The organism is Brevibacterium sp. K72, assembly GCF_050562175.1.
GTDB classification, from domain to species: domain Bacteria; phylum Actinomycetota; class Actinomycetes; order Actinomycetales; family Brevibacteriaceae; genus Brevibacterium; species Brevibacterium casei.
Genome location: NZ_CP191582.1, coordinates 149,572 through 162,410 on the forward strand (window position 1 = coordinate 149,572; position 12,839 = coordinate 162,410).

Genomic DNA, 12,839 nt, shown 5'->3' on the forward strand with positions numbered 1-12,839 from the left:
TCGACAAGCGACAATTTGCGCACAAGGGGGCTTGTGCTCCCGGCGATGCGGACCTACTCTCAGAAATGGAACCTCGCTCACACAGGAGAAGAAGGAGACGGCGAAATGGCAGACGATCGCCCGGGCGTACCTGGAAATCCGACCCCAGCTGAGCCCACACCCGAAGAACCCACGACCCCGCATCCGCCGCTGCCGCCCAAACCCGATCAGAGCGGTCCTCGGCCGACGACGCCGACAGGGGTGCCCAGCAAGGACAGTCAGGCGGACCAGGCTCAGCAAGGTGACTGGCTGACTAGCGCGCAAGGGGCACGGCTGGTCGACACCGATCATTCGCTCAAGGCCGGCCCCCGCGGACCGGTCCTGCTTCAGGATCACCACCTGCGCGAGAAGATCACTCACTTCGACCACGAGAGGATTCCCGAACGAGTCGTCCATGCCAGGGGCGCGGCGGCGCATGGAACGTTCGTCTCCTATGGCACCGCGAGCAACGTGACAAAGGCGGAGTTCCTTCGCAAGGGCGTCGAGACTCCGGTGTTCACGCGTTTCTCCTCTGTGGTCGGCTCCCGTGGTTCAGCCGATGCCGTGCGAGACACCCGAGGCTTCTCCACGAAGTTCTACACCTCTGACGGCGTCTTCGATCTCGTCGGCAACAACATCCCGGTCTTCTTCATCCAGGACGCCGTCAAGTTCCCTGATGTCGTCCACGCTGCGAAGCCTCAACCCGACCGTGAGATCCCGCAGGCGCAGAGCGCTCATGACACGTTCTGGGACTTCGTCTCGCTGCACACGGAGGCGACCCACCACACGATGTGGCAGATGTCCGATCGCGGCATCCCACGGTCCTTCCGCACCATGGAAGGCTTCGGAATCCACACATTCCGAGTCGAGAACTCAGACGGGGACACGTCGCTCGTCAAGTTCCATTGGAAGCCGACCGCCGGGGTGCATTCGCTCGTCTGGGAGGAGGCTCAGATGGTCAACGGCATCGACCCGGATTTCCACCGTCGAGACCTTGCCGACGCGATCGAAGCAGGGGCCTTCCCCGAGTGGGAGCTCGGCATCCAAGTGTTCCCCGACACCCCCGAGGAGACCTTCGAGGGGATCGATCTCCTCGATCCGACGAAACTCGTACCCGAAGAGCTCGTCGCCGTCCAACCGATCGGCAAGCTCACTCTCAACCGCAACCCGAGCAACTACTTCGCCGAAACGGAGCAGGTGGCGTTCCATCCTGGACATCTCGTACCCGGCATCGATGTGACGAACGACCCACTCCTCCAAGGAAGGCTGTTCTCGTATCTCGATACGCAGATCTCTCGCCTCGGCGGACCGAACTTCAGCCAGATCCCGATCAACCGCCCCCACTGTCCGGTCAACGACCTCTTCCGTGACGGGATGCACCAGACCGCCGTGCACACCGGGGTCGCCCCGTACAAGCCCAACACCTTGGACGGCGGAAACCCCTTCACTGCCGACCCAGATGACGACCATACGTTCGTCGAGATCGCCCAAGAGCTGCCGAAGTCGGTCAAGGAACGCCGCTCCCCGGTCTCGTTCGACGACCACTTCACGCAGGCCCGCATGTTCTGGCTCAGTCTCACACCCGTGGAACAGTCGCACCTCGTCGACGCCTTCACCTTCGAGCTCGGAAAATGCTGGGACGAGACGATCAGGCAGCGCGAGGTCGACGTACTGGCGGCAGTCGACGCCGAACTCGCCCAACGGGTCGCTTCGGGTCTCGGGCTGAGTCCGGGAAGGCCGAACACACCCCCTGCCGACGACGTAGCCGCCAGTCCCGCACTCTCCCAGATCGGTGAGAAGTGGCCGGTCGACGGCCGCAGAGTCGGAATCGTCACCGGGCCGAAGACTGACCCGAAGCACGTCGTCACGGCTCGCGACTTCCTGGTCGAGGCGGGGATGGTGCCGATCACCATCGCTCCTGTCGGCGGTCGGGTCGGAGATGTCCCCGTCGAGCGGACCTACCTCACCGCTGCCTCAAGTGAGCTTGATGCGCTGCTGCTCCTCGACGGCGTCGACGCCGACCCGGTGGTGGGTCTGCTGCTTTCCGAAGCGTGGCGGCACCTCAAGTTCATCGCAGTCGCCGGTGGTGCAGACGCCCTTCTCGAGGAGTATGGGGTCCCTGCTTCCGACCCCGGCATCTTCACCGGCGCTCAGGTCAAGAGCCTTCTGACGAAGCTGAGAACCGGATTGGAAGAGCATCGAGCCTGGTCACGGGCTGACAGCTGATCCGCTGCGGTCCTGAGTACGGCCCTCGCTGGAACCCGTGTGACACGGGTGACAGCGAGGGCCGTACTCAGCGTCCCGGACGCTCAGCTCACTTCACGTACTCGGGGAACTCCGCAGGTGTGCCGCGCTGGGCGGCTGGGCTGATGTCGATGCCGTAGTCGCGGGCGAACCTGACCTCGGACCCGGTGTAGACGCCATCGACGCCCTCTTCGAGGGTGAAGACGCGGGCACCGCGCAGTTGGTTCCGCTTCTCCCCCGGCAGCCCGTAGGGTCCGAAGCCCGTCGAGGGCGAGTAGCCGAGTTCGATGCCGAAGTAGTTACCCGAATAGGTGTTGATGTGGTCGTGACCGACGAACAGGCCTTGCACATCGCCTCTCGCGAGCATCGCGTTGAACATTCCGGAGTTGAACGGCCCCGGGCACTCGTTCTCGTTCCGCTCGCCGACGATCGAGTGCTTCTTCTTCGCCGCCGGGTGGGCGGACTCGCCGCGGAAGTCGATGCTCGAGTACCACATCATCCGGTGCTCGTGGAGCGCGATGTGCTGGAAGACGAGGCCAGGGACGAGACGACCGGCGCGCTCTTCGAGGGCTCGTGACGCCCGGGCGTACCATTCGATCTGGTCGAAGCGCAGCCAGTCCCAGTTCGGGTAGCCCTCGAGGCTCTGGCCGGCGATCTCCTTAGGGGCGTAGCGGCCGGAGTCGAGGAGCCAGATGGCGAAGGCGTCATCGTCGCCGGTCGACGAGGAGACCGTGACCACCTGATTCGAAGTGCCGGTGACGTCGGCTCCGGTGGTGTTGAGGTTGTAGCGGTACTGGCTGATGAAGTCGATCATGTCCGCTTCGTCGAAGCCCGTCTTGCCCGTGCTGTCCTCGTCGTGGTTGCCGAACGTGAGCGCCCAGGGAATCTGCCGCTGCTCCATCGGCAGGACGACGTTGTTGATGGCCTGTTTGACCTCGGTGACCGTCTTCGGACCGCCGTCGATGACGTCGCCGTTGATGACGACGAAGTCCGGCTTGGCATCGTCGAGGACCGCATTCTGCAGTTCAGTCGTGCGCAGATCCGTCGTGTGGGAGTCCTGAGTGTCGTTGAACTGAACGATGGTGAACGCGCCCGACGCGGGGAACGCGAGCTCCCCGCGCACGATCCCGTCCTCGGACCGACCCTTGTCCTTCTTGGCCTTCTTCGGCTTCTTGTCCTTCCACGGCTTCGCCGCCGCGGGCACCGCGCCGATTCCGGCCAGTCCGGCGCCGAGCGCCGTCACGCCTGCGGCTTGGAGCATGCCGCGCCGGTTCCATGCCGCCGAGCCCTTCGAGCGCTCGCTGTCTGCTCGGTGATCCTCGGTGCCGTTGGGGGTGTCGTCGTTCATTCTCCGCCTCTCTGTCGCGTTCGGCTGCGACGCGGTGCTGCGCACAGCCACGACGATCGAGACTATGGACGGACAATGTCGTCAGATTGAACCCAGAGGTAACTTCTGCGGACGAAACCACGACCCCAGAAGTTCACTCAGGGCGCGCGACCGCCTTCGACACCCCTCGCCGCTGAGGTCTTCGTCACGTTCGGCCCGCTATGCGTCCTTTTGTGTCATGGGCGCCACAGCCTCATCACACACCTTGGCATGCTGAATCGTCCGCACATGTGCCCCTACCCGGTGCCTGTGCGCCCTGACGAGGGAGCAGGCCACCGCCTGCGACCCACCCCAGAGAATCCAGGAGGAGGGACCCGTGATCGAACTGCGCGGTCTGCGGAAGGTGTTCGGCCACACCGTCGCGCTCGAAGAGATCGACCTGAGCGTGCCCGCGGGAGAGATCCACGGCATCGTCGGTCGCTCCGGCGCCGGCAAGTCGACGCTCATCCGCTGCCTCACCGGCCTCGAACGTCCGACCTCGGGCACGGTGTCGATCGACGGCACGGATCTCACCGAGCAGACGGGTGCCGGTCTGCGCCAGGCAAGGCGCAACATCGGCATGGTGTTCCAGCACGTCAACCTCCTCGATTCGCGCACCGCGCTCGACAATGTCGCCCACCCGCTGCAGATCGCCGGTGTCGGCAAGGCCGAACGTCAGGCGAAAGCCCGGGAGCTCCTCGAGTTCGTCGGCCTCGGCGACCGCCTCGACAACCATCCCGCGCAGCTCTCCGGCGGTCAGCGGCAGCGCGTCGGCATCGCCCGTGCTCTCGCCGCCGAACCGAAGGTCCTCCTCTGCGACGAGCCGACCTCGGCCCTCGATGCCTCGACGACCGAACAGATCCTCGGCCTCATCCGCTCCCTGCGCGACCGTCTGGGCATCACCGTCCTCATCATCACCCACGAGATGTCCGTCGTCCGCGAGATCTGCGACTCCGTGACCCTGCTCGCCGATGGTCGGGTCGCGAAGACCGGGAAGCTCGCCGAGGTGATCGCCGAACCGGGTTCGTCCCTGGCCAAGGACCTCGTCCCCCTCCCTCCCGTCAGCCTCGGCGACGGTGAGTCCGGGATCGTCGAGGTCGCTCTGGCGGGCACGACGCTGCCGCGGGTGCTCACGTGCGCCGGCAGCGTCGACATCGGTGCCGATGCGATCCTCGCCGGTGCCGTCGAGACCGTCGAGGACCGTCAGGTCGGTCGCATCCGCTTCTCCGTCTCCGGTCCCGTCCAGGCGGGGGAGCTCATCGCCGCCTTCGACTCTGAGGGCATCCACGCCGAGGAGGTGGCAGCGAAGTGAACGATCCCATGTGGTTCGACAACCCCGCGATCACCGACCAGATGTGGCCGGCGACGATCGAGACCCTGCTCATGACCCTGTGGTCGACGGGACTCGCCGTCCTCCTCGGGCTGCCCCTGGGGATCTGGCTGTTCACGACGTCGAAGGGCGGGCTCAACTCGCACCCCGTGCTCTACCGGGTGCTCTCCCTCATCGTCGACATCACCCGCTCGATTCCCTTCATCATCCTCATCATCGCCCTCATCCCGTTCACCCGGTTCATGGTCGGCACGGCGCTGGGGTGGCAGGCCACCGTCGTCGCGCTCACGGTCGGGGCGATCCCCTTCTACGCCCGCCTCGTCGAGAACGCCCTGCGCGAAGTCTCCGAGGGCAAGGTCGAAGCGGCGCTGATGATGGGGGCCTCGAACGGCCAGGTGATCCGGCAGGTCTACGTCCCCGAAGCCCTGCCCGGACTCATCGGAGCGGCTACAGTCACCGCGGTCACCCTCGTGTCGTACACGGCGATGGCCGGAGCGGTCGGCGGCGGCGGGCTGGGAGCGCTCGCGATCTCCTACGGCTACCAGCGCTACCAGTCGGACACGATGCTCGCCTGCGTCATCGTCCTCGTCCTCATCGTCGCCCTCATCCAGTTCACCGGCGATCGGATCTCCCGCCTCGTCGACCACCGCTGAGGCGGCCCGATCCACACCCTCCCGTGGTCACACCGCGGACCCGACAGACCTTCACCGACGATCGACACAATCGAAACGACACAATCAAGGAGAGTCATGAAGACCACGCTCATCGCAGTCGCCGCGGCAGCGACCCTGGCCCTGACCGGCTGCGGCCTCGTCGGCGGCGGCACCGACACCGTCGGGCAGAAGGACGGCGACGTCACCAAGCTCACCGTCGGCGCCACCCCGGTGCCACAGGGCGACATCCTCCGCTTCGTCGACGAGAACCTCGCCGCCGATGCCGGACTCGACATCGACGTCAAGGAGTACACGGACTACACCCTGCCGAACAAGGCGCTCTCCGACGGCGACATCGACGCGAACTACTTCCAGCACAAGCCGTACCTCGACTCCGAGATCGACGGCCAGGGCTACGAGATCACCGGCTTCGAACCGATCAACCTCGAGCCCTTCGCTCTGTTCTCGAACAAGGTCAAGGACGTCAAGGACCTGCCCGAGGGCGCGAAGATCGGCATCAACAACGACCCCGCCAACCAGGGTCGGGCGCTGAAGATGCTCGAAGAGGCCGATCTCATCACGCTGAACGACGGCGTCGACGCGGTGAGCGCGAAGCTCTCCGACGTGCGTGACAACCCGAAGAACATCGAGTTCGTCGAGGCCGACGCCGCCCAGCTCGCGCGCACCCTCGAAGACGTCGACGCCTCGGTGATCAACGGCAACAATGCGCTCGAGGCCGGCCTCAGCCCCGCCAAGGACGGCATCCTCATCGAATCGGCCGAGAACAACCCGTACGGCAACTTCCTCGCCGTGCGTACGGAGAACAAGGACGATGAGAACATCAAGAAACTCAACGACCTGCTCCACACCCCCGAGGTGAAGAAATTCATCGAGGAGAAGTGGTCCGACGGTTCGGTGCTCCCGAGCTTCTGATCGGCTGAGCGGCGCAGTCTCGCTGAGATCACAGAGAGCGCCCGTCCGAGGGTGGATCCCACGTGGATTCCACCGTCAGGCCGGGCGCTCTCGCGCGTTCGGCCTCGAGCCCTCAGTGCCGCCCTGCCCAATCGGGGCTGCGCATGAGCCCGAGGACGTTGCCGAAGGGGTCGATCACCGAGGCGGTGACGAACTCCTCCCCGCGCGGGGTCACCGGTGAGTGCACCGAGGCGCCCCGTGAGACGAGGTCGTCGAGCGTCGCATCGACGTCGTCGACGTGCCAGTACGTCACCGAACTGCTGCCCGGTGCTGTGCCCTCCGGCGCGAAGACCCGGCTCATGATGCCCAGTTCGTCCTCGTCTGGTCCGATGCGGAACTCGATGTAGGCCGGCTCGCCCTCGGGCGGCTGCCGGAAGTACGGTGAGATGCCGAGGACGTCGGCGTACCAGTCGGCCGCCGCGGCGACGTCGTCAGCGGTGAGGACCATCGTCGTCAGACCTGTCAGAGTGCTCATGTCGTTCTCCTTGATCGGCGTCGTGTCGACGCGGGTGTGGGGTCATCGTCGATGATTCCGCCCAAAGTGCTCGTCCTCTGACTACTTTTCCTGGAATACTCGGACCATGCGCGCGGACAGACTTCTCGCCCTCCTCCTCTTCCTCCAGAGCCGGGATCAGGTCACCGCCGCCGAGGTGGCCACCGAACTCGAGGTCTCCCTCGCCACCGCCCGACGCGACCTCGAAGCGCTGTCGGCCGCCGGAGTCCCGGTCCACGTCCGGCCCGGGCGCGGAGGCGGGTGGGGGCTGCTCGGGGGTGCGCGTACGAACCTCACCGGGCTCGGCGGGCCCGAAGCGCGGTCGCTCTTCTGGATGCTCGGCACGGCCGGGCTCTCCGACCCCGACACCCGGCTCGCCACGCGCAAGCTCATCCGCGCGCTTCCCGAGAGTCTGCGCGCCGAGGCGGAGGTCCTCGCCACGACGATCCACTACGACCACACCCCGTGGAGTCGGACGCCGATGAGCGACGACGCCGTCCGGGACAGACTCGAAGCTCTGCGCGCCGCTCTCATCGGCGACCGCCTCATCGAGGCCGACTACACCTCACGCGACGGCACACGCCGCCGCATCGCCCTGCGGCCGCTCGGACTCGTCGCGAAGGCCGGCGTCTGGTACCTCGTCGCCGACCCTGCGGACACCGCGGACACCGGTGACGGAGCTCGGACGTACAGGGTCGACCGCCTCGGCGAGGTCGTCGCCGAACCCCCGCGTCCCGACGGTTACGGGGCCGCGCCGAGGCCCGGCCGCCCGCGCGATTTCGATCTCGCCGGATTCTGGGCCCGCCACGTCGCCGATGTCGAATCCCTCCGCTCATCGGTCACGGCACGGATCCGCTGTCCGGCCTGGACGCTGCCGATCCTCGAGGCCCAGTTCGGTCGGTACCTCACGGTCGTCGCTGAGGACACGGACACCGTCATCGTGACGGTGGGCGGCAACCTCGTCGTCGCCCTCGCCGAGCAGCTCGCCGGCTGGGGACGGACCCTCGAGGTCCTCGACCCGCCGGAGGTCCGCACCGAACTCGCCCGTATCGGCGCCGAACTCGTCCAGGCCTATTCCCACTCCCCCACCGATGACACAATGCGAAGACACCCGCATCCGACTCGACGAACCCGGGAGGCACCATGACCACGACGATCGGCATCATCGGCGTCGGAGAGATCGCCTCGGCGATCGTCGACGGACTGTGCGCAGCTGAAACACCGGACGCAGCGGGCAGCGACATGATCGCCCCATCCATCGTCCTTTCCCCACGCAGCCGCGAGCGCGCCGCCGACCTCGCCTCACGCCATGCGGGCGTCGAGGTCGCCGCCGACAACCAGGACGTCGTCGACCGCAGCGACCTCATCATCGTCTCCGTCCTTCCCGACCAGGTCGACGAGGTCCTCACCGCCCTCGAGATCCCCGCCGACCGCACCGTCGTCAGTGCGGTGGCGGGAGTGCCGTTCGACAGGCTCCGCGCGCTCCTGCCCCGCGATCCCCGCATCGTCCGCGTCATCCCGCTGCCGGCCGTGCGCGAACGCCGCGGGGTCACCGCCGTCTTCCCCGCCGAGGCGACGACCGTCGAACTCTTCGACCGCCTCGGCGGCACCGTGGTCGCCGAGACCGAGGCGATGTTCAGCACGCTGTCGGCGACGACGGCGACGATGTCCGCGCACTTCGCCTTTCTCGAGGTCATCACCGACTGGCTCATCGACCAGGGTTGGGCGCGCACCGATGCTGAGACCATCGTCCGCGGTCAGTTCGTCGGTCTTGGGACGACACTGGCAGAGACCGATACGCCGATCTCCGAGCTCGTCGCCGCCCACGAGACTCCCGGCGGACTCAACGCCCAGCTGCGGGCCGCGTGGATGGACGAGGCCACACGGGCACGGCTCGCGGGGGCGCTGACGGCAGTGCTCGAGCGGGTGAGTGGCTGACCGACCCCGACGCAGGTCACATACGGCGGGTCCCTATAATCGCAATCATGCCTCAGCCGTCTCCGATCACCGTCTCGATCACCCGCACCGTCCTGCCCGGACAGCACCGCCGCTTCAACGCGTGGGTCCAGGCAGGACAGGAACTCGTCCGCGAACGCACCGGCTACCTCGGGTCCGGGTGGGTGCGGACCTCTCCGGACTCCGATGAATGGCACGTGCTCTACCGCTTCGCCGACGCGAAGTCGCTCAAGGCCTGGGACGAATCCGACGACCGGCAGTGGTGGATCGACAGCGCCGCCGAACTCGTCGAGACGACCAAGGTCGAGCACCGCACGGGAATCGAGGGCTGGTTCGAACCGCAGGGGGAGAACGCGGTGACGATCCCGGAGACCGTCGTCCCGCCGAGGTGGAAGCAGGCCGTGAGCATCTTCCTCCCCTTCTTCCCCCTCAGCCTGCTCTCGACCTTCCTCCTCATGCCGCACCTCGAGAGTTGGCCGCCGGTGCTCGCGGTCCTCCTCAACATCTGCATCCTCACCCCGCTGATGACCTACATCTTCCTGCCCGTGAGCACCCGGCTGCTGCGCCCGTGGCTGCAGAAGCCCCGGAACTGACGACGGGCACGCAGGGCGGCGCGGACCGCGCCGACTCGACACCCTCCGGGTGAGCCGGGGACGCCGATCGCTCAGAACAGCCCGGTGATGTCCCCGTCCTCGGTGACGTCGATCTTCAGCGCCGAGGGCTCCTTCGGCAGGCCGGGCATCGTCATGATGTCCCCGGCGATGACGACGACGAACCCCGCTCCCGCCGAGAGCCGGACGTCCCTGACCTCGATGACGTGGCCTGTCGGCGCACCGCGCAGGCTGGGATCGGTGCTCAGCGAGTACTGGGTCTTCGCGACGCAGATCGGCGCGTCCCCGTAGCCCTCATCGGTGATCTGCTTCAGCTTGCGCTTCACCTTCGCGGGGATCTCGACGTCGGAGGCGCCGTAGATGCGCTGGGCGATCGTGCGGATCTTGTCCTCGAGGGGCTGGTCGAGCTCGTAGCTGTACCGGGCCCGCTCCGCCGGGTCGCCGTCCCCGGCGTTCTCGGCGGCCTCGACGGCCGCCTCGGCGAGGCGGAGCGCACCCTTGCCTCCGTCGGCCCAGTGGGTCGATTCGACGGCGGCGATGCCGAGCGAGTCAAGGTGCTCGATCGCGGCGGCCATCTCCTCATCAGTGTCCGAGGGGAAGCGGTTGAAGCACACGACCGGGGTGAGGCCGTAGATGTCGCGGAGGTTCGTGCAGTGGTGGACGAGGTTGCTCATCCCCTCGAGCACCGCCTCGGTGTTCGGGGTCTGGACGTCCTTCACCTCAACGCCCCCGTGGTACTTCAGGGCGCGGAGGGTGGCGACGACGACCACGGCCGATGGCCAGATCCCGGCGGCCCGACACTTGATGTCGAGGAACTTCTCGGCCCCGAGGTCGGCGCCGAAGCCGGCTTCCGTGACGACCCAGTCGCCGAGGGTGAGCGCCGCCTTCGTCGCGAGCAGGCTGTTGCATCCGTGGGCGATGTTGGCGAACGGCCCGCCGTGGATGAACGCCGGCGAGTGCTCGAGGCTCTGGACGAGGTTGGGGGCGAGTGCATCGCGCAGCAGCGCGGTCATCGCGCCGGCCGCACCGATGTCGGCCACCGTGACGGGGGTGCGCTCGCGGGTGTGGGCGAGGACGATCCGTCCCAACCGTTCCTTGAGGTCCGCCACCGACGTGGCCAGGCAGAACACCGCCATGACCTCACTGGCGACGACGATGTCGAAGTGGTCCTCGCGGGGCACTCCCCCGTTGAGCCCGCCGAGGCCGACCGTGACGTTGCGCAGGGTCCGGTCGTTGAGGTCGACGACCCGGCGGATGTGGACGCGGCGGGGGTCGATGTCGAGTTCGTTGCCGTGGTGGATGTGGTTGTCGAGCATCGTCGCGGCGAGGTTGTTCGCAGCGGCGATCGCGGCGAAGTCCCCGGTGAAGTGGAGGTTGATGTCCTCCATCGGCACGACCTGCGCGTATCCGCCGCCGGCTGCCCCGCCCTTCATCCCGAAGACCGGTCCCATGCTCGGTTCGCGCAGGGCGAGCACGGCCTGACCGATCTCCGGATTCGTCTTCGCCAGTTCGTTGAGACCGTCGGTGAGGCCGATGCTCGTCGTCGTCTTGCCCTCCCCGGCCGGTGTCGGGCTCATCGCGGTGACGAGGATGAGCTTGCCATCCGTGGCCGACTCCGCGGCCGCGTCGAGGACATCGATGGGAACCTTCGCCTTCGTCCAGCCGAACGGGACGATGTCCTTCGGATCGAGGTTCAGCGAGGCGGCGATGTCGACGATGGGATCGAGCTCGGCGGCGAGGGCGATGTCCAGATCAATGCTCATAGTGCCCATCATGCCGGCTCTTCGCGGCTCGTGGTGAAGGAGAGCGTCGCGTCGCTGGCGTAGAACGGCCCGTGGTCCTGCTGTGATGGGTGTTGTCAAGACATCCACACCTCAGAGGACCACGAGCCTGTGCACGAGAATACTGGTTCGCAGCGTGATGCTGCGAGCACGATCTTCAACTTGCCCGATTACCGCGTCACAGACGCGATCGACCTGCCCGACGGAGGCCGTCGAGTGGTGATCGCCTCGACCGTCCCGCCCGGATGTCCGTCCTGCGGGGTGCTCGCGACCAAGGTCCACTCCCGCCGGTCCCAGAAGGTGCGCGACGTCCCCGTGGCCGGGGCGGTGGAGGTGGTGTGGGCCAAGCGGCGCTGGTTCTGCCTCGAGCCGGCCTGCGCCCGGGGCACGTTCTGGGAAGCCACCGACCAGGTCCCTTACCGTGCGCGTTCGACGACCCGGTTGCGGGATCAGGTCGTCTCCGCGGTGATCACCTCGGGCCGGGCTGCCTCCGAGGTCGCCCGGGCCCATGGCGTCTCGTGGTGGCTGGTCCAGGCAGCGCTGGCGGCGGCCGCCGTGGTCCTCCCCGCCGCCGAGGACGTGCCCGTGACGCGCCTGGGCATCGATGAGCACCGCTACCGTTCGGTGCGCTGGTTCCGCACCGATGAAGGTGCCTGGAGACGGTTCGAGCCATGGATGACGACCCTGGTCGACCTGACCACCGGGCAGGTCCTCGGCGTCGTCGACGGCCGGGACTCCACCGCCGTCGGGGACTGGCTGGCCCAGCGTTCGGACGCCTGGCGGGAGCGGATCGAGATCGTTGCGATCGACCCGTCGGCCGCGTTCCGCAAGGCACTGCGGACCTACCTGCCCCGTGCTGCGGTCTCGGTTGACAAGTTCCACCTCGTCAAGCTCGGGAACGACATGGTCACCGCCGTGCGGCAACGCCTGGCTCGCACTCATCGCGGTCGTCGGGGCCGGAAGGATGACCCGGCTTGGGCGCACCGGATGCTGTTGCTGCGCGGCGCTGACACCCTGAGCCCGCGTGCCTGGGAGCGGTTGGAGACGGTGTTCCGCACCGATGATCCCACCGACGAGCTCTCCGCCGCTTGGGGCATCAAAGAGCAGCTCCGCCGCCTCCTGGATACCGACACCCTCGCCCAGGCCTGGGACGAACGGATGCGGATGGGCTACTTCTCCCAGATCGCGAATATGCCCGAGGCGACCAAGCTCTACGACACCATCGTGACCTGGTGGGACGCGATCGAGGTCCTCATCGTCACCGGCGCGACCACCGCCCGAGTCGAGGCCGCGAACACCGGCATCAAGAACATCAAACGCACCGGCCGCGGCTTCCGAAACGCGGAGAACTACCGGATGCGTATCCTGCTGGCCAGCGCCGCGAAAACCGTAGCGTGAATACCCGCCCCAACAGG

At 67.1% G+C, this 12,839-nt stretch carries 11 protein-coding genes; 8 read left to right on the top strand and 3 right to left on the bottom strand.

Features of this window, described 5'->3' with window-relative positions:
- Positions 1-105 precede the first annotated feature (105 nt).
- Positions 106-2,244: a catalase gene (locus ACQ1RG_RS00715; RefSeq protein WP_040341229.1), complete on the top strand. Its 2,139-nt coding sequence runs from the start codon at positions 106-108 to the stop codon at positions 2,242-2,244.
- Positions 2,245-2,332: 88 nt separating this feature from the next.
- Here the strand turns inward: ACQ1RG_RS00715 and ACQ1RG_RS00720 are convergent, their stop codons facing one another.
- Positions 2,333-3,610, bottom strand: coding sequence for a metallophosphoesterase family protein (locus ACQ1RG_RS00720; protein WP_119296763.1), 1,278 nt, complete (start codon positions 3,608-3,610; stop codon positions 2,333-2,335).
- 355 nt (positions 3,611-3,965) lie between these two features.
- Here ACQ1RG_RS00720 and ACQ1RG_RS00725 point away from each other — a divergent pair, with 355 nt between their 5' ends.
- The 3 genes from ACQ1RG_RS00725 (at position 3,966) to ACQ1RG_RS00735 (ending at position 6,544) form a co-directional block, all read left to right on the top strand.
- Positions 3,966-4,940, top strand: a complete 975-nt coding sequence (locus ACQ1RG_RS00725; RefSeq protein ID WP_009376266.1) for a methionine ABC transporter ATP-binding protein — start codon at positions 3,966-3,968, stop codon at positions 4,938-4,940.
- Positions 4,937-5,611: a methionine ABC transporter permease gene (locus ACQ1RG_RS00730; RefSeq protein WP_063250668.1), complete on the top strand. Its 675-nt coding sequence runs from the start codon at positions 4,937-4,939 to the stop codon at positions 5,609-5,611. Before ACQ1RG_RS00725 ends, ACQ1RG_RS00730 begins: the two co-directional genes overlap by 4 nt.
- 96 nt (positions 5,612-5,707) lie before the next feature.
- Entirely contained in the window at positions 5,708-6,544 is an 837-nt protein-coding gene (locus ACQ1RG_RS00735) for a MetQ/NlpA family ABC transporter substrate-binding protein (RefSeq protein WP_009376268.1), read from the top strand.
- 112 nt (positions 6,545-6,656) lie between these two features.
- Here the strand turns inward: ACQ1RG_RS00735 and ACQ1RG_RS00740 are convergent, their stop codons facing one another.
- Positions 6,657-7,058: a VOC family protein gene (locus ACQ1RG_RS00740; protein WP_119296762.1), complete on the bottom strand. Its 402-nt coding sequence runs from the start codon at positions 7,056-7,058 to the stop codon at positions 6,657-6,659.
- A gap of 106 nt (positions 7,059-7,164) precedes the next feature.
- Between ACQ1RG_RS00740 and ACQ1RG_RS00745 the strand changes: the two genes are divergently transcribed.
- From ACQ1RG_RS00745 to ACQ1RG_RS00755, 3 genes are read left to right on the top strand one after another with little or no spacing between them, the layout of a single operon-like run.
- Entirely contained in the window at positions 7,165-8,223 is a 1,059-nt protein-coding gene (locus ACQ1RG_RS00745; RefSeq protein WP_119296761.1) for a helix-turn-helix transcriptional regulator, read from the top strand.
- Positions 8,220-9,014 carry an NAD(P)-binding domain-containing protein gene (locus tag ACQ1RG_RS00750; protein WP_119296760.1) on the top strand — a complete coding sequence of 265 codons (795 nt, stop codon included), beginning with the start codon at positions 8,220-8,222 and terminating at the stop codon, positions 9,012-9,014. The genes ACQ1RG_RS00745 and ACQ1RG_RS00750 overlap by 4 nt, the downstream gene beginning before the upstream one ends.
- 47 nt (positions 9,015-9,061) lie before the next feature.
- Positions 9,062-9,625: an antibiotic biosynthesis monooxygenase gene (locus ACQ1RG_RS00755; protein ID WP_063250675.1), complete on the top strand. Its 564-nt coding sequence runs from the start codon at positions 9,062-9,064 to the stop codon at positions 9,623-9,625.
- Between the two features lie 71 nt (positions 9,626-9,696).
- Here ACQ1RG_RS00755 and ACQ1RG_RS00760 read toward each other — a convergent pair whose 3' ends face one another.
- The gene (locus ACQ1RG_RS00760; RefSeq protein ID WP_119296759.1) at positions 9,697-11,406 is read right to left on the bottom strand and encodes a formate--tetrahydrofolate ligase; all 1,710 of its coding nucleotides are present in this window, start codon (positions 11,404-11,406) and stop codon (positions 9,697-9,699) included.
- Positions 11,407-11,535: 129 nt separating this feature from the next.
- Here ACQ1RG_RS00760 and ACQ1RG_RS00765 point away from each other — a divergent pair, with 129 nt between their 5' ends.
- Positions 11,536-12,822, top strand: coding sequence for an ISL3 family transposase (locus tag ACQ1RG_RS00765; protein ID WP_430600222.1), 1,287 nt, complete (start codon positions 11,536-11,538; stop codon positions 12,820-12,822).
- The last annotated feature ends 17 nt before the right edge of the window (positions 12,823-12,839 follow it).

Bases quoted from the DNA above. Each gene is read 5' to 3' on its own strand.
- ACQ1RG_RS00715 (WP_040341229.1), top strand. From the start codon at position 106: ATGGCAGACGATCGCCCGGGCGTACCTGGAAATCCGACCCCAGCTGAG.
- ACQ1RG_RS00720 (WP_119296763.1), bottom strand. From the start codon at position 3,610: ATGAACGACGACACCCCCAACGGCACCGAGGATCACCGAGCAGACAGC.
- ACQ1RG_RS00735 (WP_009376268.1), top strand. From the start codon at position 5,708: ATGAAGACCACGCTCATCGCAGTCGCCGCGGCAGCGACCCTGGCCCTG.
- ACQ1RG_RS00740 (WP_119296762.1), bottom strand. From the start codon at position 7,058: ATGAGCACTCTGACAGGTCTGACGACGATGGTCCTCACCGCTGACGAC.
- ACQ1RG_RS00745 (WP_119296761.1), top strand. From the start codon at position 7,165: ATGCGCGCGGACAGACTTCTCGCCCTCCTCCTCTTCCTCCAGAGCCGG.
- ACQ1RG_RS00750 (WP_119296760.1), top strand. From the start codon at position 8,220: ATGACCACGACGATCGGCATCATCGGCGTCGGAGAGATCGCCTCGGCG.
- ACQ1RG_RS00755 (WP_063250675.1), top strand. From the start codon at position 9,062: ATGCCTCAGCCGTCTCCGATCACCGTCTCGATCACCCGCACCGTCCTG.
- ACQ1RG_RS00760 (WP_119296759.1), bottom strand. From the start codon at position 11,406: ATGAGCATTGATCTGGACATCGCCCTCGCCGCCGAGCTCGATCCCATC.